Origin of the sequence: Micromonospora sp. NBC_00821, assembly GCF_036347035.1 — a bacterium.
GTDB lineage: Bacteria > Actinomycetota > Actinomycetes > Mycobacteriales > Micromonosporaceae > Micromonospora > Micromonospora hortensis.
Window position 1 is genome coordinate 1536408 of sequence record NZ_CP108880.1, and the last position, 19641, is coordinate 1556048.

General features: G+C 73.0%; 14 protein-coding genes. 7 read left to right on the plus strand and 7 right to left on the minus strand.

The window, feature by feature from the left end; translation table 11 throughout:
• Positions 1-103: 103 nt before the first annotated feature.
• From OHB44_RS07210 to gatA, 3 genes are all read left to right on the plus strand, one after another.
• A complete protein-coding gene (locus OHB44_RS07210; protein WP_330439995.1) occupies positions 104-2776 on the plus strand; it encodes a putative bifunctional diguanylate cyclase/phosphodiesterase in 2673 nt (890 codons plus the stop codon).
• A 145-nt stretch (positions 2777-2921) separates the two neighbouring features.
• Entirely contained in the window at positions 2922-3227 is a 306-nt protein-coding gene (gene gatC / locus OHB44_RS07215; protein WP_091393256.1) for an Asp-tRNA(Asn)/Glu-tRNA(Gln) amidotransferase subunit GatC, read from the plus strand.
• Positions 3224-4717, plus strand: a complete 1494-nt coding sequence (gene gatA / locus OHB44_RS07220; protein ID WP_238684688.1) for an Asp-tRNA(Asn)/Glu-tRNA(Gln) amidotransferase subunit GatA — start codon at positions 3224-3226, stop codon at positions 4715-4717. The genes gatC and gatA overlap by 4 nt, the downstream gene beginning before the upstream one ends.
• Before the next feature lie 75 nt (positions 4718-4792).
• Here the strand turns inward: gatA and OHB44_RS07225 are convergent, their stop codons facing one another.
• Both OHB44_RS07225 and OHB44_RS07230 read right to left on the minus strand, forming a co-directional pair.
• Positions 4793-5389: a hypothetical protein gene (locus OHB44_RS07225; protein WP_266303474.1), complete on the minus strand. Its 597-nt coding sequence runs from the start codon at positions 5387-5389 to the stop codon at positions 4793-4795.
• Complete coding sequence (locus OHB44_RS07230) at positions 5386-5631, minus strand: hypothetical protein (protein ID WP_238684686.1); 246 nt, start codon at positions 5629-5631, stop codon at positions 5386-5388. The genes OHB44_RS07225 and OHB44_RS07230 overlap by 4 nt, the downstream gene beginning before the upstream one ends.
• Before the next feature lie 121 nt (positions 5632-5752).
• Between OHB44_RS07230 and gatB the strand changes: the two genes are divergently transcribed.
• Both gatB and OHB44_RS07240 read left to right on the plus strand, forming a co-directional pair.
• Entirely contained in the window at positions 5753-7252 is a 1500-nt protein-coding gene (gatB, locus tag OHB44_RS07235) for an Asp-tRNA(Asn)/Glu-tRNA(Gln) amidotransferase subunit GatB (RefSeq protein ID WP_238684685.1), read from the plus strand.
• Between the two features lie 126 nt (positions 7253-7378).
• Positions 7379-9736: a transketolase-like TK C-terminal-containing protein gene (locus OHB44_RS07240; protein ID WP_330439999.1), complete on the plus strand. Its 2358-nt coding sequence runs from the start codon at positions 7379-7381 to the stop codon at positions 9734-9736.
• A gap of 44 nt (positions 9737-9780) precedes the next feature.
• On the opposite strand, the gene OHB44_RS07245 is transcribed toward OHB44_RS07240, so the two are convergent.
• The 3 genes from OHB44_RS07245 to OHB44_RS07255 all read right to left on the minus strand — a co-directional run bounded on the left by OHB44_RS07245 (position 9781) and on the right by OHB44_RS07255 (position 14529).
• Positions 9781-11385 (minus strand): metallophosphoesterase, encoded by a 1605-nt coding sequence (locus OHB44_RS07245; RefSeq protein WP_330440001.1) that lies wholly within the window; start codon positions 11383-11385, stop codon positions 9781-9783.
• 60 nt (positions 11386-11445) lie between these two features.
• Positions 11446-12618 carry a PQQ-dependent sugar dehydrogenase gene (locus OHB44_RS07250; protein WP_238684682.1) on the minus strand — a complete coding sequence of 391 codons (1173 nt, stop codon included), beginning with the start codon at positions 12616-12618 and terminating at the stop codon, positions 11446-11448.
• A gap of 93 nt (positions 12619-12711) precedes the next feature.
• Complete coding sequence (locus OHB44_RS07255; RefSeq protein WP_330440002.1) at positions 12712-14529, minus strand: SpoIIE family protein phosphatase; 1818 nt, start codon at positions 14527-14529, stop codon at positions 12712-12714.
• Positions 14530-14715: 186 nt separating this feature from the next.
• On the opposite strand from OHB44_RS07255, the gene OHB44_RS07260 reads away from it, so the two are divergent.
• Positions 14716-15642 (plus strand): 2-hydroxyacid dehydrogenase, encoded by a 927-nt coding sequence (locus tag OHB44_RS07260; protein WP_238684680.1) that lies wholly within the window; start codon positions 14716-14718, stop codon positions 15640-15642.
• On the opposite strand, the gene OHB44_RS07265 is transcribed toward OHB44_RS07260, so the two are convergent.
• Positions 15636-16028 carry a PH domain-containing protein gene (locus OHB44_RS07265; protein WP_238684679.1) on the minus strand — a complete coding sequence of 131 codons (393 nt, stop codon included), beginning with the start codon at positions 16026-16028 and terminating at the stop codon, positions 15636-15638. The genes OHB44_RS07260 and OHB44_RS07265 overlap by 7 nt on opposite strands.
• Before the next feature lie 217 nt (positions 16029-16245).
• Between OHB44_RS07265 and OHB44_RS07270 the strand changes: the two genes are divergently transcribed.
• A complete protein-coding gene (locus OHB44_RS07270; RefSeq protein WP_330440004.1) occupies positions 16246-18612 on the plus strand; it encodes a GGDEF domain-containing phosphodiesterase in 2367 nt (788 codons plus the stop codon).
• A gap of 6 nt (positions 18613-18618) precedes the next feature.
• Here the strand turns inward: OHB44_RS07270 and OHB44_RS07275 are convergent, their stop codons facing one another.
• Positions 18619-19638, minus strand: coding sequence for a LacI family DNA-binding transcriptional regulator (locus OHB44_RS07275; RefSeq protein ID WP_330440005.1), 1020 nt, complete (start codon positions 19636-19638; stop codon positions 18619-18621).
• Positions 19639-19641 lie beyond the last annotated feature (3 nt).

Genomic DNA, 19641 nt, shown 5'->3' on the forward strand with positions numbered 1-19641 from the left:
TACGACCGATTCGTGACTGTCATACCGGGAAACTGGGGGCCGAGGGCGTTTCATTGGGTCACGGCGCGCGCACCGGCACGCCGATGGTCGGTCGGGAGGTGTGGTGGAGGTCGCCGACCCACGCAACTCGCTTCCTGCGGGACGGGTCGCACCGTTCGCCGCCTTCGTCGCCGGCATCCTGGCGTTCGCCGCGCTGACCGCCGCCGTTCCACTCGCGAGGCTTCCCGGCGAGTTGTCCCAGTTGCCGGTGGCGTTCTGGACGATGGCCGCGCTCGCCGTGATCTGCGACGCGCGCCCGTTCGTGCCACCGGGGCGCCGGCAGACGTCGGCGGTGTTCCCGTCCACCTGCTTCACCTTCGCGATCCTGCTCGGCTGGGGCCTCGGCCCGGCGGTGGTGGTGCAGGCGGTCGGTGTCGTCGTCTCGGGTTGGCGGATGCGGCACGCCGCGTGGCGCACGGCGTTCAACGTCGGCCAGTACGCGTGCGCCCTCGCCGCCGCGTACGGGGTGATCCAGCTCGGCTCGGGCACCATCTTCTCCGGTGGGCGGTTGCACTGGACTGACGTGGCCGCTGTCGGCGGTGCCGCGCTGGCCTGGTTCGTCGTCAACTACGGGTTGGTGAGCTGGGCGGTGCGGCTGCGTTTCGGGGATCGCTGGTGGCCGACCGTCCGCCAGGGCCTCGGCTTCGAGTTGCTCTCCACCGGCTCGCTGCTGCTGCTCGCCCCGGTGCTGGTCGCGGCGGCGCGGGTCAGCGCCGCGCTGATCCCGCTGGTGCTGGTGCCGCTCTTCGCCGTCTATCGGATGGCGCGGCTGACGAACGAACAGCAGCACCTCGCCGCCGCCGACCCGCTGACCGGGCTGCCCAACCGCAAGGCCCTGCTGGCCGAGGTGGCCGAGCAGGTGCACCTGCACGCCGAGCGGACGGCCCGTGGTGAACCCGACGGGCAGCTCGCGCTCCTGTTGATCGACCTGGACCGTTTCAAGAACGTCAACGACGCCCTCGGGCACGCCGTGGGCGACCGGCTGCTGGTCGAGGTCAGCGCCCGGCTCACCGACATGCAACCCCGACCACAGATGATCGCCCGGCTGGGTGGTGACGAGTTCGCCATCGTGATGACCGGGCTGACCGATGTCGGTCAGGCGCGGGAGTTGGCCGACCGGGTCGTCGAGGCGCTGGCCGAGCCGGTGCCGCTCGACGGGTTGCCGTTGGACGTGGGCGGGTCGATCGGGATCGCCCTCTTCCCAGAGCACGGCGAGGACTTCGCCACCCTGATGCGCCACGCCGACGTGGCGATGTACGACGCCAAACACCGCAACGACACGGTGGCCGTGTACGCCCCGGAGTCCGACCACAATTCCGCCGAGCGACTCGGCCTCCTCGCCGACCTGCGCCGCGTGCTGGAGACCAGCCCGTCGGCCGAGGGACCGTTCGACGCCGACGCCGAGTCGGCGGTTGAGGGCCAGGGCGAGGGTACGGAACCGGACGGGAACGACCGGCACGGCGTGCCGAGCGACGCCGAGCGGACTGCCGACGTACCCCTTGTCGCGTCGGCGGAGGTGCGCGGCGGTGACGGGGCGGCGCTGCCCACCGGCGCCCCGGCCGAGGGCGCGCTGCCCGGTGCGGCGTCGGACCGGGCCGGGCTGGCGGCGGACCCGGCGTCGGCGGTTGTCACAGCACGGCCGGTTGCCGCCCGGTGGTGGGCACGCCGTAGGCGCACCGACGCCGAGCTGGTGCACTCCGATGAGCTGATCAACCGGATCGCCACCGGCGCCGACCCGATCCGGGGCCGCAATGCCCGTGCCACTGTCGCCGGCGCCCGCTCCGGCCCGGCTCGGGAGCGGCGCGCCGGTGGCGTGATCGGTCGGCGGTCCCCGAACGGGAGCGCGGTGGGCAAGGGGCGCAACGGGGCTCGTCGGGATGTCGGGCCGGGTACGCCTGGGCAGCCACTCGAATCGACCGGGTGGGCGCACGCGGACGACGAGCCGGCCGACGACGCCGGGGAAATCACCATGTACTACCAGCCGCAGATCGCCATCGCGACCGGCGAGGTGGTCGGTGTCGAGGCCCTGCTGCGGTGGCGGCACCCCCGGCGGGGCATGGTCGACCCGGAGGAACTGATCCGGGTCGCCGAGCAGAGCGCCGTGATGCGACTGCTCACCCGTCGTGTCGTCGACGACGTGGTGGAGCAGCTCGCCAAGTGGTCGGCGGCCGGCATCGGCCTGCGCGCGGCGCTGAACGTGAGCGTGCGCGACCTGCACACCGGCGAGATCGCCGACCAGATCGCCGACCGGTTGGCCCGCTACGGGGTGCCGGCCGAGCGGCTTCAGGTCGAGATCACCGAGGGTGCGTTGATGGCCGACCCGCGTCGGGTGCTGGCCACCATCTCCCGACTGCACCGGATCGGGGTGGCCATCGCGCTGGACGACTTCGGCACCGGCTACTCCTCGCTCCAGCACCTGCGCCGCCTGCCGCTGTCCGAGGTGAAGGTGGACCGGTCGTTCGTCCTCGGCATGGCCGACGACGCCGACGACGCGGCGATCGTCCGGTCGATGATCGAGCTGGCCGGCGCGCTGGGGCTGCGGGTGGTCGCCGAGGGTGTCGAGGACGAGCGGACCTGGCGGATGCTGCACGCCGCCGGCTGCGACGCCGCTCAGGGCTGGTTCTACGCCCGGCCGATGCCGGCCGAGGAGTTGGTCACCTGGCTGGCCCGGTACCGGCCGGTCCGCCCGACCGGCGGGCTCCCACAGCCGGATGTCGCTCGCCGCCCCACCCGCTGACCCGGCACGAGGGCCGCCGGAGGGGGAGTCGGGGACGCGGCACCGGAGCGGAACAATAGACTCGCTCCGGTCACCGCGTGTCACGCTCCACCTGTCGCGCGGCCGGCACACCGCCCGACCAGCAGGAATTCAGAAGGGGGCACGGATGGCCGCCATCTCCCGCGAGGAGGTCGCGCACCTGGCGCGCCTGTCGCGGCTCGCCGTCACCGAGGAGGAGCTGGACACGTTCGCCGGCCAGCTCGACGTGATCCTCCAGGCGGTCGCCCAGGTCGGCGAGGTCGCCGCCGCGGACATCCCGCCGACCTCGCACTCGGTGCCGCTGACGAACATCTTCCGCGAGGACGTCGTCACGCCGTGCCTGACCCCGGAGGAAGCGCTGTCGGGCGCGCCCGACGCCGAGGACCAGCGGTTCCGCGTACCGCGGATCCTGACCGAGGATGTGGCCTCATGAGCGAGCTGACCGGCAATAGCGATTTGACCAGAATGACCGCGACGGAGATCGCGAGCCTGGTCGCCGGGGGCGAGACCTCGGCCGTCGAGGTGACCCAGGCGCACCTGGACCGGATCGCCGCTGTCGACGACCGGGTGCACGCCTTCCTGCACGTCGACACCGAGGGCGCGCTCGCCGCGGCTCGCGCGGTGGACGAGCGCCGGGCCGCCGGCGAGGAACTGGGCCCGCTCGCGGGTGTGCCGGTCGCGGTCAAGGACGTGCTCGCCACCCGGGGCGTACCGACCACCGTGGGGTCGAAGATCCTGGAGGGCTGGCGCCCGCCGTACGACGCGACGATCGTGCAGCGGCTGCGGGAGGCCGGCACGGTGATGCTCGGCAAGACCAACATGGACGAGTTCGCCATGGGCTCCTCCACCGAATACTCGGCGTACGGCCCGACGCACAACCCGTGGGACCTGAGCCGGATCCCCGGTGGTTCGGGTGGTGGCAGCGCCGCCGCGCTGGCCGCGTACGAGGCGCCGCTGGCGATTGGCTCGGACACCGGCGGCTCGATCCGCCAGCCCGGCGCGGTCACCGGCACCGTGGGCGCCAAGCCCACCTACGGCGGCACCTCCCGTTACGGGCTGGTGGCCTTCTCCTCGTCGCTCGACACCCCCGGCCCGTGTGCCCGTACGGTGCTCGACGCGGCCCTGCTGCACCAGGTGATCGGCGGGCACGACCCGCGCGACTCCACCTCCATCCCGCAGCCGGTGCCGGACGTGGTGGCGGCGGCGAAGCTCGGCGCTACCGGTGACCTGACCGGTGTGCGGCTCGGCATCGTGAGCGAGTTCGTGGGCGAGGGCGCCGAGCCGGGCGTGATGGCCGCGTTCCGTGAGTCGGTGGACGCGCTGACCAAGATGGGCGCCGAGGTCGTCGAGGTGTCCTGCCCGACGTTCGCGTACGCCCTGCCGGCGTACTACCTGATCGCCCCGAGCGAGTGCTCCTCCAACCTGGCCCGGTTCGACGGTGTCCGGTTCGGCCTGCGGGTCGGCGACGACGGCAACCGGTCGTTGGAGGAGGTCATGTCGCTGACCCGGGAGGCCGGCTTCGGCCCGGAGGTCAAGCGCCGCATCATGATCGGCACGTACGCGCTGTCGTCGGGTTACTACGACGCGTACTACGGGCAGGCGCAGAAGGTTCGGACGCTGATCACCCGGGACTTCACCGCCGCGTTCGAGCGGGTCGACGCGCTGATCTCGCCGACGACCCCGTCGGTGGCGTTCCCGATGGGCGCGCGGACCGCCGACCCGTACCAGATGTACCTGGCCGACCTGTACACGATTCCGACGAACCTGTACGGCGGGCCGGGCATCTCGGTGCCCTGTGGGCTCTCCGAGGGGCTGCCGGTCGGTCTGCAGGTGATGGCCCCGACGATGGCCGACGACCGGATGTACCGGGTCGCCGCCGCGTTGGAGTCCGCAGTCGGCACGTTCACCCCGCCGGCGCTCTAGAACGGACGTCACCGCATCGGCGCCGAGGGACCTGTCCCTCGGCGCCGATCGCGCATCTGGCGGGTTGGGCGTGGATCAGGGCTGGCTCGGCGGCCCGGCGAGGTAGCGGCGGGCCTCCCGCAGACCACGCCAGCGCCACCAGGCGGCACCTCCCCAGAGCAGGATCAGCAGTGCGGCCAGCAGGCGGCCGAACGGGCGGACCGGGCTCACCAGGGGCCCCACCTGGGTGAGGAGACCTGCCACGAACAGCAGCAGCAGCCAGCGTTGACTGACCCGGGTTCGAGCCTCCTTGCGCGCCAGCGCGTCCAGGCGAGGGTCGTCAGTGGACCCGTCGCGTAGCGCCTGCCCGATCCGCCGCCTCGTCGTCGGGTCGGCACCGGCCGTCCGGGGCAGCCGCCTGAGCAGCCGGCGGCCGAAGGCGAGGGCGACGGCCGCGCCGACCAGCGGCGGGATCAGCATCCACGCGAACGTCACGAGCAGGTCATCGGACTTCACGGTGCCTCGGCCGACAAATGCGGCGGTGCCCAGCGCGGCGAAGAGGACCACTACCAACGCGGCGACAACGTACGTGCTCCGGGGGCGCTGCCGGCCCCGGTTCTCCGGAACCTGTGCCGCGGCCAGGTCTTCCTTCGCCACCTGCTTCTCAGCGGCGACACTCTCCTCGGTGCTCACGGCCGCCCCTGATTCCGACGCCGCCGGTTCACCAGGTGCACGCCGGCGTACGCGATCGCCACCGCCGCCACCCCGGGCAGCACCATGCCGATCACCAACTCGGCGGCCGTGTCCGGGTTCCGGTCCTCCCCGGAGGCGAACCAACTGATCAGCGTCACCACGACGGCCACCGCCCACACCGCGACCACCCCGACGAGCACCGGCCGGACCTGGGCTCCTGACTCTCTCCCCGTATTCGTCATTGTCGTTCCGTACCCCGCTGTCGGTGACGCCACGCGTGCCGGACGAAACCCGGCCGAGGATTGATCGGGCAACCCCATTAGGCTGGACAGGTTCTGTCCCGGATCGCGCCTGGAGCGTCTCATGACCACGACACTGCCCGCGTACGACGAGGTCGTTGCACGCTTCGAGCCGGTGATCGGCCTGGAGACCCACGTCGAGCTGGGCACGAACACCAAGATGTTCTGCGGTTGCCCGACCGACTTCGGTGGCGAGCCGAACACCCGGGTCTGCCCGGTGTGCCTGGGCCTGCCCGGTTCGCTGCCGGTGGCCAACAAGGCGGCCATCGAGGCGATCATCCGGATCGGCCTGGCGTTGAACTGTTCGATCGCCGAGTGGTGCCGGTTCGCCCGGAAGAACTACTTCTACCCGGACATGCCGAAGAACTTCCAGATCAGCCAGTACGACGAGCCGATCTGCGTCGACGGTTACCTGGACGTCGAGGTCAACGGCGAGACGGTACGGATCGAGATCGAGCGGGTGCACCTCGAGGAGGACACCGGCAAGACGCTGCACGTCGGTGGCGCCACCGGCCGCATCCACGGCGCGACGGAGTCGCTCGTCGACTACAACCGGGCCGGCATTCCGCTGGTCGAGATCGTCACCAAGCCGATCACGGGCACCGGTGCGCTCGCCCCCGACGTGGCCAAGGCGTACGTCGCCGAACTGCGCGACGTGATCCGCACGCTCGGGGTCTCCGACGTGCGGATGGAGGAGGGTTCGCTGCGCTGCGACGTGAACACCTCGCTCAACCTGCCGGGCGCGGAGTGGGGCACCCGCACCGAGACCAAGAACGTCAACTCGTTGCGGTCGGTGGAGCGGGCGGTCCGTTCGGAGATGCTGCGGCAGGCGTCGGTGCTCGACGCGGGCGGCCGGATCACCCAGGAGACGCGCCACTTCCACGAGGACACCGGTGACACCACGCCGGGTCGCTCGAAGGAGACGGCCACCGACTACCGGTACTTCCCGGAGCCGGATCTGGTGCCGATCGCCCCGGACCCGGCCTGGGTCGCCGAGTTGAAGGCCGCCCTGCCGGAGCTTCCCCGGGTACACCGGCGTCGGCTCCAGGAGCAGTGGGGCCTCTCCGACCTGGACATGCAGTCGGTGCTGAACGCCGGCGCGGTCGAGTTGATCGAGGCGACAGTGGCCGCCGGCACGACCCCGGCCGCGGCCCGCAAGTGGTGGCTGGGTGAGCTGTCCCGTCGGGCCAACGAGAGCGGCGTGGAGCTGGCCGAGATCGGTGCCACCCCCGCCCAGGTCGCCGAGCTCCAGGGGCTGGTCGACGCCGGCAAGCTCAACGACAAGATGGCCCGTACGGTGCTGGAGGGCGTGGTCGACGGTGAGGGTTCGCCCACCGAGATCATGACCAACCGGGGCCTGGAGGTCGTGTCGGACACCGGCGCGCTCACCGCCGCCGTGGACGAGGCGATCGCCGCGAACCCCGGCATCGCCGACAAGATCCGCAGCGGCAAGGTCGCGGCGGTCGGCGCGTTGGTCGGCGCGGTCATGAAGACCACCCGTGGTCAGGCCGACGCGAAGACCCTGCGTGAGCTGATCCTGGAGCGCCTCGGCGTCGAGGGCTGAGAGACCCGACCGGAGCAGGCCGCCGCCGTGACCCGGCGGCGGCCTTCCGCAACCCCCTGTCGACTACGCGGCCACCCCGCACACCCCTCGCGAGGGCGTCAACGGCGACGCCTGGATGGAGCCACAGTGACCGAGCACGACCTCGATGTCCTCGACGAGATCCAGCGGCGGGTGCTCTGGCTCGCCACCCGGATCGTGGACGCCGCCAACCATGACCGGGTCACCGGCGACGGTGTGAAGGTCGGCGGCCACCAGGCGTCCAGCGCCTCCCTGGTCACGGCGATGACAGCGCTCTGGTTCGCGCACCTCGACGCCGAGGACCGGGTCGCCGTGAAGCCGCACGCGTCCCCGGTGTTCCACGCCATCCAGTACCTGCTCGGCAACCTGGACCGCTCCTACCTGCCCCGGCTGCGGGCCCGCGGCGGCCTCCAGTCGTACCCGTCGCGCACCAAGGACCCGGACGCTGTGGACTTCTCCACCGGTTCGGTCGGTCTGGGCGCGGCGGCGCCGCTCTTCGCCGCCGCCACCCGGCGGTACGTCGACGCGCACTTCGGGGCCCGCCCGCACTCCCGGTTCGTGGCGCTGATCGGCGACGCCGAGCTGGACGAGGGCAACATCTGGGAGGCGGTGGCAGACCCGGCGACCACCGGGCTGGGCAACGTCATGTGGCTCGTCGACTTCAACCGCCAGTCGCTGGACCGGGTGGTCCCCGGCATCCGGATCAACCAGTGGCGGGGCCAGTTCGAGGCGGCCGGCTGGCACGTCGTGGAGGTCAAGTACGGCCGCCGGCTCGCCGAGGCGTACGCCCGGCCGGGCGGCGAGGCGCTGCGCGACTGGATCGACGCGATGCCCAACGAGCAGTACCAGTCGCTGTTCGGGCTGGCCGGGCCGGCGCTGCGCAAGCAGTTCCTGGACGGCGCTCCGGCCGGCATCGCCGAGCTGATCGCCGACGTCTCCGACGAGGAGCTCGGCCCGCTCGTCACCGACCTGGGCGGGCACGACCTTCAGGCGATGCTTGACGCGTACGCCCAGTGCGACGCGGTCACCGACCGGCCCAGCGTCGTCTTCGCGTACACCGTCAAGGGTTGGGGGTTGCCCATCGCCGGCAACCCGCGCAACCATTCCGCGCTGCTCAGCTCCGAGCAGGTCGACACGCTGCGCGCCGCGCAGGGGTTGACCGCCGAGACCGAGTGGGACCGCCTCGACCCGGCGTCACCCGCCGGGATCCAGGCCGGCGCCCGCCGCGAGGCGCTGTCCCGTGCGCCGCGCGAGCGCGCGCTGGCGGTCACCGTTCCGGAGAGCACCGGAGTACGCGCCAACAAGCCGATCTCCACGCAGGAGGTCTTCGGTCGGGTGCTGGTGGACCTGGCGCGGGACCGGGAGGTGGGCCGCTACCTGGTCACCACCGCCCCGGACGTGGCCACCTCCACCAACCTCGCCGGGTTCATCAACAAGACCGGGGTGTTCGCCCCCACCGAGCAGCGTTCCTGGACCGAGGACCGGATGCTGCGCTGGACGGAGAGCCCCGCTGGGCAGCACATCGAGCTGGGCATCTCGGAGATGAACCTGTTCCTGCTGCTCGGCCAGCTCGGGCTGTCCTGGGACCTGTCCGGGCAGCCGCTGCTGCCGGTGGGCACTGTCTACGACCCGTTCGTGCTGCGCGGCCTCGACGCGTTCCTCTACGGCACCTACTCCGGCTCCCGGTTCGTGGTGGCCGGCACGCCGTCCGGCATCACCCTCGCCCCGGAGGGCGGCGCCCACCAGTCCACCATCACCGCGTCGGTCGGCCTGGAGCTGCCCGGGGTGACCTTCATCGAGCCGGCGTACGCGGCCACCCTCGACTGGCTGCTCTGCGACGCGCTCGGTCAGATCGCCGGTGGGCCGGCCCCGGCCGCGACCGCCGCACCCGCCGAGGACGGCGCGTACTACTTCCGGTTGAGCACCCGACCGCTGGACCAGGCGCCGTTCGAGGCGGCCCGGGCGCGGCTCGGCGACGCGGTGCTGCGCCGGCAGGTCGTCGCCGGGGCGTACCGGCTGGTCGACGCGCACCAGACGTACCCGCACCTGGTCGACGCCCCGGTGGTGCAACTGGCCGCCTCCGGCGCGGTCCTGCCCGAGGTGCTGGCCGCCGCGGCGGAACTGGCCGACGAGGGCATCGCCGCGCACGTGGTGGACGTGACCTCGCTGGACCGGCTCTACCGGGCCTGGCAGCGCACCCTCCGCCAGGGCGTACGGACGGCCACTGTGCCCAGCGTGCCGGGCGCGCTGCGGTCCGCGTTCGCCGATCGGGTGCCGGTGGTGACAGTGCACGACGCCGCGTCGCACGCGATGGCCTGGCTCGGTTCGGCGGTCGGCGCGCCGGCGGTGCCGCTCGGGGTGGACGAGTTCGGCCAGTCCGGCAGCGTCGCCGAGCTGTACGAACTGCACGACCTGCTGCCCGGCAGCATCGTCAACGCCGCACTGGCCGCCATCGCCCTGCGCTGACCCGTCGACCGCCCGCCGATCCGTTGGCGGGCGTCGACGTCGGCTCAGCCGGTCGGCGTGGGCGTGGGTGTGGCGGGGACACCGCCGCTCGGCGTGGGTGTGGGCGTGGCGGGGACACCGGCGGCCGGGTTCTCCACCAGGCGCCGTTCCAGGTTGACCTGGGCCTGCCCGGTGCCGCCGACGGTGATGGTGTCGTACGCCTGGAGCAGCTTCTGCTGGTCGAAGTAGAGCACGCTCATCGACAGCGGGGTGGGCTTCTCGCCCTCCAGGCCGCGCAGCCCGGCGCCGCCGGTGGAGCCCTCCACCATCAGCGTGGTGCGCTGCTGCCCGGGCGCCTGCGGCAACTCCGAGACCTGCCGGGAGTGGGTGTGCCCGGCCAGCACCAGCGGGCAGGTGCCGGCGAGCGGCCCGGCCGACGCCGGGTCGTGCACGAGCGCGATGTTGACAGGTCGCGGTGAGCTGCGAACCGTCGCGGCGAGCTGGTTGCCGACCCCGATCACCTGGTCGGCCACCTGCTGGGTCAACCCGCTGCCAGCCGGGGAGGTGTTCTTGTCCGGGGTGAAGCGCGGGTCGCCGATGCCGGCGATGGTCAGCCCGGCGACGGTCGTCGTCGTGTTGTTCAACACGATCGCGTTCGGCTGACGGGCCACAGCGGCGGCGGTCTTACCGGAGTCGTGGTTGCCCCTGATGAAGACGTACGGCTTCTTCAGCAGGCCGATCGAGGCGACGAAGGAGGCTTCCGGTTCGCTGCCCCAGTCGGTGATGTCCCCAGTGTCGATCACCACGTCGATGCCGAACTGCTCCACTACCGTCCGGATCAGCTGCCATCCGGTCGGGTTGAGGTGCATGTCGGAGACGTGCAGCACCTGGGTGGTGCCCGGGGTTGGCTCCAACAGCGGAAGCGCCGAGACAGTGGTGTAGAGCTGGCTGACGTTGCCGACCAGGCGCTGCAACTGCTCCGCGTACTTGGTGTAGTCGTTGGCGATCCGGCGGGCGTCACCGACGATGGCCGGCGCGTTGACAAGCAACCCCTCGTAGCGTGGTTCCTCGATGGCCTGCGGACGAAGTGTCGCCGCCGCCGTGCCGAGGCTGCCGGCGGTGACCAGCAACGCCAACCCTCCCGCCCAGGCGGTGCGCCGGACGTCGCGGAAGATCAGCCCGGCCAGGATCAACGTGACGAGCAGCGACGCGCCGAGGGTGCGCAGGCCGAGGCGCATCACCCCGGAGCGGACGTCCTCCACGGCGCTCTGGCTGGCCCGGCTGATGCTGGCCGGGTCGTCGATCAGCGCCTCGGTGCGCCCCTGGTCGAGGGCGCCCAGCCGGACGGTGAGATGGGTCGGCCCGTCGTGGCTGTCGAGCAGCAGCGCGCCGAGCGGCGGGATGTCGACGGTGGTGCCGCCGTCCCGGGCCGGGGAGATGCTGAGATTGGCTCGGAACGGGCCGATGTCGGTGCTCACCTGGCCACCGGCCAGCACCCCGAGCACCGCCCCGGCCAAGGCCACGGCGAGGACGGCGACGATCAGCCCGAGGCGGCGCAGCGGGCCGGCGGCCCCGACCCACCAACCCGTCGGGCGCGGCCGATCGACGCCGGTCACCGGGTCGTCCCGGTCATCGGCGTCGTCGTGCCGCTCGTCGCGTTGCCCGTCCATGCTGAAAGTCTGACCTGCCCGTCGGAAGATCTTGGCAAACCTGAACGGATGGTGACGCAATCAGCTGCGTCCGCCGTCACCACCCGCGAAGACCACTCGCAGGAGCCGGTCGTCGTCGCCCGCCGGGTCACCCCGGCCGTCGTGGTTGGAGGTGCTCACCCAGAGCGACCCGTCCGGTGCCGCGGCCACCGCACGCAGCCGACCGTAGCGGTTGGTGAGCAGCTCACTGGGCTGACCGAGCAGGGTGCCGGTGTCGGTCAACTCCATCACCCAGAGGCGCTTGCCGCGTAGACAACCGGTGACCAGCAGCCGGTCCGTGGCGGCCAGACCGGAGCAGGACGCGTCCGACGTCGCCCACTGCGCGATCGGGTCGGTGAACCGTCTGTCGCCGGCCTGGCCCTCGACCTCCGGCCACCCGTAGTTGCCGCCCTTGGTGATCTGGTTGATCTCGTCCCAGGTGTTCTGGCCGAACTCCACGGCGTACATCCGCTTCGCGGCGTCCCAGGCGAGACCCTGGACGTTGCGGTGCCCCATCGACCACACCGGGGAGTTGGGGTACGGGTTGCCGGCGGCGGGCTTGCCGTCCGGGGTGATCCGGAGGATCTTGCCGCCGAGGCTCTTCACGTCCTGCGAGAGGGGGCGCTGACCGGCGTCACCGGTGCTGACGTAGAGCTGCTTGTCCGGGCCGAAGCCGAGCCCTCCGCCGTTGTGCACGTTGGCCTTGGGGATGCCGGTGAGGATCGGGGTGGGCTGCCCGCCGAGTCGCAGCCGGGCGACCCGGTTGTCCTGCTCGGCGGTGTAGTAGACGAACACCGTCCGGTCTCGGGCGTAGTCGGGGGACACGGCGATGCCGAGCAGGCCACCTTCGCCCGCCGCCGCCACGTCGGTGATCGTCTGCACCGGGCGGACCCGCAGCCCGTCCGGCCCGGACTCGGGCCCGACCTGGAGGATCCGGCCGTTGTCCCGCTCGGTGACCAACGCGCCGCCGTCCGGCAGGAAGGCGATCGCCCAGGGCACCCGCAGACCCTTGGCGAGCACTGTGGCCACCGCCTGCTGGCCGGCGCCGCCGGGGCTCGCCGACGCGGACGGGGTCGGCAGGTTGGGCGGTTCGCCGGCCGGGTCGGGCTCCGGCTCACCGAAGCTGCAACCGGCGGTGAACAGCAGCGCCGCGCAGGACGCCGCGAGGGCCACCCGGAGGCGGTGGATGCGAGGGTACGGGGGACGGGCGCTCACCCGGCCCAGGGTAGCCCGCCGCGCGACCCGACCGGGCCCGTCGAGATGCAACGGGTGCCGAAGGACCCCCCCCGATGATCCCCGGTGGACCGCTCACCGAGCCCGTACGGCCAGCAACGCGGTGTCGTCCTCACGGTGCCGGATCGAGGCGAGCAGCAGGTCGCACAGGTCGTCGAGGGGCAGCGTGTCGGTGCCGGTCAGCAGACCCACCAGCTCGGCCAACCCCTCGTCGATGGAGCGGTCCCGCCGTTCGATCAGTCCATCGGTGTAGAGCAGCAGGGTGTCGCCGGTGGCCAGGACGGTCGACTGGCTGCTCCGGGGCGACGGGCGGGCCAGGCCGAGCAGCGGTTCCGGCGTCGCCTCCAGGACCTCCACCGCCCCACTGACGCGGACCACCAGCGCCGGCGGGTGCCCGGCGTTGGACCAGGTCACCTCGTGCACACCGGCGTGCTGCGGACAGATCCGTACCAGCGTCGCGGTGGCGGCGATCGGCAGCCGCAGGCCGCGGATGGCGCCATCCAGGTTGCTCATTAGAGACCCGACCGCGTCCGGCCGGCCGAAGGCGTTGCCCCGCACCAGGTTGCGCAGTTGGCCCATGGTCGCCGCCGCCTCGATGTCGTGCCCGGCCACGTCGCCGATCGCCGCGATCACGTCACCGTCGGGCTGCACGAAGGCGTCGTACCAGTCACCGCCCACCTCGTTGCGGTCGGCCGCCGGCTGGTAGCGGGCCGCCAACTCGAGCTCCGTCACCACCGGAAGCCGGGGCAGCATGCTGTGTTGCAGGACCTCGGCGACGTGCCGCTGCTCGCCGTACATCGAGCTGTTGCCGACTGCCTGGCCGGCCCGGCGGCCGATGTCGACAGCGGTGAGCAGGTCCCGGTCGTCGAACTGCTGACGTTGGCCACCGTTGACGAGCGTGATCGCCCCCAGCACCGTGCCGCCGACACCCCGCACCGGCACGCTCAGGTAGGAGGCGATGCCCAGCCGACTGGCGATGGAGGCCATCTCCGGGTTCGTGGTGCCCCTCGTGACGTCGGCCAGGGACGCCACGCTGCCCAGCCGGGGCTGGCCGGTCCGGAGCACCGCCCGGATGACCGACTCGGGGCTCAACCCGGTGCGCAGCAGCTCGCCGAAGCGGTCGACGTCCGCCGTGCGGGCCGGGTCCCGGTGCACCGAGACCACCTCGCGGGGCAGGCCGGTCGGCCCGATCAGGGTGAGCAGGCACCAGTCGGCGAGCAGCGGCACCATGGTGGCGGCGAGCCGGCGCAGCGCGGTGCCCACGTCCAGGGTGCCGGCCAGCGTCTCGCTCACCCCGGCCACGAGTTCCAGCCGCTCGTGCGCCTGCACGACCCGCCGCCGGGCCTCCTGCGCGCCGTCGAGCGCGATCCGCAGGCGCAGCTCGGACGAGCAGGCGGCGGCCAGGTCGGCCAGTGTCCGCAGCTGCGCTGCCGTCCAGGCGCGGGGCTTGCTGTCGATGGCGCAGAGCGAGCCGAGCACCCGGCCGGAGAGGTCGGTCAGCGGCATCCCGGCGTACGCGACCACGCCGAGGTCGTCGATGGCCAGGTTGTCCCGGACACGGGGGTAGAGCCGGGCGTCCGGCAACACCATCGGCACCTCGGTGTCCACCACGTGCTGACAGAACGAGTGGCTCAGCGGAGTCTGCCGGCGCTGCGACCAGGGCTCGGGCAACCCGACCGCGCCGGGGAAGAACTGCCGGTCGGCGGAGACCAGGGAGACCAGCGCGACCGGCACGTCGAGCAGGTCACTCACCAGCCGGGCGAACCTGTCGAACGCCTCGTCCGGGACGGCGTCCAGCCCGGTGTCGGCGAGCGCGCGCAACCGCTGCGGGTCGCCGAGCACCGAAGGTGGCGCGATCGAACGCCGGGCGGGGCCGGGGGAGCCGTCGGTCATCGAGCACCTGTCTGCCGGGGCGGAGGCCGACCGGCCCTCCGACCCTTCGTTATACCTCGTTGGGGGCGGAGTCGAACATCGGTGTGCTGAGTCTCGCCCGCCTCGACACCGCGCGCCATCCCCCGGGACGCCGGTTCGCCGCCGTGCCTCCACCAGCCGCGGCGCCGGGGACTATCGTCGGCGGACGTGAAGGTATGGATTCCGCACCAGGCCGGCCTGAACCTCCTGGGCGAGCTGCCCGCGGACGTGACGGTGGAGGTCTTCGAGCACACCGACCGGATGCCGTCCGAGGCGGCGGACGTCCGCTTCTGGGTGCCGCCGTTCCTGGGTGGCTCGGACGCGACGGCGGTGCTGCGGGAGCTGCCCGACCTGGCGGTGGTGCAGTTGCTCTCCGCCGGGGCGGACGCCTGGGCCGGCCGGACACCGCCGGCTGTCACGCTCTGCGATGCCCGGGGCGTGCACGACCCCTCCACCGCCGAGTGGGTCGTCACCGCGATCCTCACCCAGCTGCGGGCGTTCCCGGCGTTCGTCCGCGCGCAGGCCGAGCGGCGCTGGACGTTCGCGGAGAACGCCCCGACCGACGAGTTGACCGGTAAGCGGGTGCTCATCATCGGCGCCGGCTCGATCGGCTCCGCGGTGCGCGACCGGCTCGCCCCCTTCGACGTGAGCTTCACGCTGGTCGCCAGGACGGCCCGCCCGGAGCAGGGGGTGCACGCCGTCGAGGAGTTGCCCCGGCTCCTGCCCGACGCGGACGTGGTGGTGGTGCTGGTGCCGCTCACCGACCAGACCCGTGGTCTGATCGACAAGGCGTTCCTGGCCGCGATGCCGGACGGGGCGCTGCTGGTCAACGCCGCCCGGGGCCCGGTGGCGCACACCGAGGCGCTCGTCGCCGAGCTGGGCACCGGTCGGATCTCGGCGGCGTTGGACGTCACCGACCCGGAGCCGTTGCCCGCCGACTCTCCGCTCTGGGTCATGCCGAACGTGCTGCTCACTCCGCACGTCGGCGGGTCGGTGCGCGGGCTGCTGCCACGGGCCTACCGGCTGGTGGGCGATCAGGTCCGCCGGTTCGCCGCCGGGCAGCCGCTGATCAACACGGTGGTCGACGGCTACTGACCGGGGGTCTCCGCCGGAGCGTCCGGTAGCGGCTGGCCGGTCGCCGCGACCAGTCGGGGCAGATCCGCGCCACGGACGGCCGGCAGGGCGACCTGGCGGCCGTCGTCGAGCCGGGCCACAGCCCGCCCGCGCTGGTCGGTGGTCAGCTCGAGGACCTGGTCCCAGTCGATCCGACGGTGCCCGATCAGTGCCCGGATGCGCAGCTCCCGCGCGTCGGCGTCGGTGCCGGCCCGCCAGGCCCACACCGCGACGGCGAGCGGGACGAGCAGCACCGGCAGCAGGTAGTCCTGGGCGTTGGCCAGCGGCAGGGCGCCGACGAAGGCGATGATCGCGGCCACCAGGATGGCTTGGTTGTACCGGAAGCGGACCGTGTCGGGCTTACTCACCCTCCGATGATCCCACTTCGGGTTGTTTCGGCTCGCGGCGGGCGGTGCCGGCAGCGTGCGGTACGCCGTACAGTGACACGGGTCGTTGTCTTCCCTGAGTGACCGGCAAGTAACCAATTCGGCCGTCCATCGTTGCCAATCGTGGGTAGCGGACTCGCAACGTCCGATGTCCCGCACCGCCGCACCGCCCCCGTGCCCCCTCACGAAGGCGACCGCCGTGCTCCTCGCGTACCCGTTCCGCGTTCTCGTCCCCCGCCGTGCGGCGCCGGAGGCCGCCACGTCCGTGGCGGTGGCGCTGCTCCTCCTCGCCGGTTCCGTCGACCTGGTCCCGCCCTCGGTGGTGATCGCGCTGGCCGCCGGTGCCGGTGCCACGCTCGCCGGGTTGCGACTGTCCCGGCTGGCCTCCCGCCGCGGCACCGATCCGACACCGCGTGCGGCGGGGGTGCTGCTCGACGCGGCGGTGGTGGCCGCGGGTCTCACCGCCGTCGTGCTGCCCCTGGCCGGCATCGGGCACACCCTCGCCGTGCTGATCGGGTCGCTGGTCGTGGCGGCCCTCTCGACGGCCGGTCTGTACCGGCTCCCCGGCCGGTCCCGAGCGGCGGCCTCGGTCCGGTTGCGGTGGCTGGCCGAGTCGACCGGCCCGGCAGTCGGTCTGGCCCTCGCCGGCTGGTTGTTGCTGCCCCCCGACGGCCCACCGGTCCCGGTTCGGCTGGCCGCCGCGTTGACGCTCGGCGGGTTGGGCATGGCCGCGTTGAACGCGTTCGCGGGGCCACGGCGGCGCTCGGGCGCGGCGCTCTGCCGGGGCGGCGTCCTGCTCACAGTGGGCGGGCTGGTGCTGCTGGCCACGTTGCCGTCCGCGCCGGCCGACCGGGTGGCCCTGCTGGCCGTACCTCCGTTGGTGTTCGGGATGTTGCTCGTCGCGGTCGGCGCGGCGCATGCGGCGGACGACACGGAGTCGGTGGAGCCGGTCGCCGCGGCCTGGCCCCGGTCGGTGCTCCCCGCGGCGGTGCTGCTGCTGGCATCGGGTGTGCACCTGGGCGCCGGCCGCGCACCGGACCGGACGAGCGTGCTGTTGGCCCTGGCGGCGGTACCGCCCCTGGTGCTGCGCGAGCTGCTGCGCGCCGGTGACGCGTCCACGTCCGTTCGGCGGGCCGCTCATCGGCGACCGGCCGGCCGGTCGCTGCGGCACCGCCGGGCGGCCCCCGGCCGCTGGCCGGGCACACCGGAGCCGCCGCCCGAGCGAGCCCTCGGCGTCCCGGAGGGCGCGGCAACCGCCACGGGCGCCGGCTCGACCTGGTCGCCTGATCACAGTTCCGCGTGGTCGGGGCTCAGCCGGCGGCCCGCGGCGGCGGGCGGCGGCGACCGGGCTGCCCTGCTGGACGCCCTGGCGGCGATCGGCGACGTTCCGGCGCCGGCCGGCGCGCTGCTGCTGGTGGACCTGCACGGCACCGAGGGGTTCGGCCCGACGGCCCGGGAGGACGTGCTGGCCGAGGCGGTACACCGGGCCCGCGCGGTCATCGCCCCCGACGATCTGGTCACCGGGTGCACGGGCACCGGCTTCGCGGTGGTCACGGCCGCCGGCCCGGTGCTGGCCTACGCGCTGGGCACCCGACTGTTGAGCGCGCTCGGCCCGCCCTACCGCCTGGCCGGCGCGATGCTGCGTGTGCAGACGAGCATCGGGTTGGCCGAGGTGAGCGGCGCGGGGCCGGCGGACGTGCTCCGGCAGGCCGAGCTGGCCCGACGACGGGCCGTGCAGCTGGGCCGGGACCGGGTGGAGTGGTACGACGCGTTCCTGGAGGAACAGCTGGTGCGCCGGCTCGACCTGGAGCGCGAGCTGCCCGGTGCGGTGGCGCGCGGCGAGCTGGACCTCGTCTACCAGCCGGTGGTCGACCTGACCGACGGGCAGCCGGTGGGCGCGGAGGCGCTGCTGCGGTGGCGCAGCCCGGTGCTCGGCACCGTGCTCCCGGCCGAGTTGTTGCCGGTCGCCGAGGACCTGGACCTGGTCGGCGAGTTGGAGTGGTGGGTGCTGGACCGGGCCTGCCGGCAGTTGTCCGACTGGTCGGTGGGCGCCCGGGAGCTGTGGATGGCGGTCAACGTCACGACCCGGGAGCTGACCACCCCCGACTTCGTCCAGCGGCTCGCGGCAGTGCTGGCCGCGTACGGGGTGCCACCGGAGCGACTGGTGGTGGAGGTGAGCGAGCCGAGGGTCGCCGGTGACCTGTCGACGGTGGTGGCTCGGCTGGCCGGGCTGCGGTCGTTGGGCGTACGCACCGCGTTGGACGACTTCCGGGCCGAGCACGCCTCACTGGCGCAGCTTCGCCGCCTGCCGATCGATCTGCTCAAGGTGGGCCCGGAGTTGGTGGGCGCACGGCCGGACGGGCAACCGCCGCTGATCGACGTGGTGGTCAACGTGGGTGAGCGGTTGGGCGTCGAGATCGTCGCCGAGGAGTTGGAGTCGTCGACCCAGGTCGAGGGGGCGCGCCGGGGTGGTTGCCGGTACGGGCAGGGGTTCGCACTGGCCCGGCCGGCGACGGCCGAGCGGGTCGAGGCGTACTTCGAGGAGTTTCCCTCAGCGTCTCGCTGAACCGGTTCATCTCACCCGGGGCGGTGCGGTGCTGCCGCGCGGCGTGAGGTGGGCTGTCTCGTCCTGCACCCGCCCGCCCGGCTGCCCGGCGACGACGGCGAGCAGTTGCCGGGCGGCGTGCGCGCCGTACGCCGGGATGTCCCGGCCCAGCGCGGTCAGCGGCGGGTGCACCAGCCGGCACAGCGGCGAGTCGTCCCACGCCACGATGGACAGATCGCCGGGCACTGTCAGGCCCATCTCCTGGGCGACGGAGAGCCCGGCGATGGCCATCACGTCGTTGTCGTAGATGACGGCTGTGGGCCGGCTGGCCGAGCTGAGCAACCGGCGGGTGGCCCGGCCGCCCTCCTCGCCGGTGTAGTCGGACCAGACGGTGACCGCGTCGACCAGGCCGAGTCGCTGGCAGACCGCCGCGAAGGCATCGGTGCGGATCTCGGTGTGCCGCAGGTCGGGCAGGCCGGCCACCCGGGCGATCCGCCGATGCCCGAGCGCGGCCAGATACTCCACCGTCTCGGTCAGCGCGGCGGCGTCGTCGGACCAGAGACTCGCCAGCTCACCGGTGCCGCCGGGGCCGCCGATCACCACCGCCGGCAGTTGCAGTTGTTCGAGTGCGGGGATGCGACGGTCGTCGGTGCGCAGGTCGCAGACGAGCACCCCGTCCACCCGTCGTTCGCCCCACCACCGCCGGTAGACGGCGATCTCGGCGTCCGGGTCGGCCACCACCTGGAGGGTCAGCGCGTACGAGCGGGCGGAGAGTTCGGCCTCGACGCCACTGATCAGCGCCATGAAGAACGGCTCGACGCCGAGGGTCCGCGCCGGTCGGCACAGGGCCAGGCCGATCGCCCCGGCGGTGGCGGCCGAGAGGGCTCGGGCGGCGCTGCTGCGGCTGAAACCGATCTCCGTGGCGATGGCCAGGATGCGCTGCCGGGTGGCCTCGGAGACGCCGGGCTGCCCGTTCAGCGCGTACGACACGGCGCCCTTTGACACCCCGGCGCGTTGGGCGACATCGGCGATGGTCGGCCGCTTCACCGG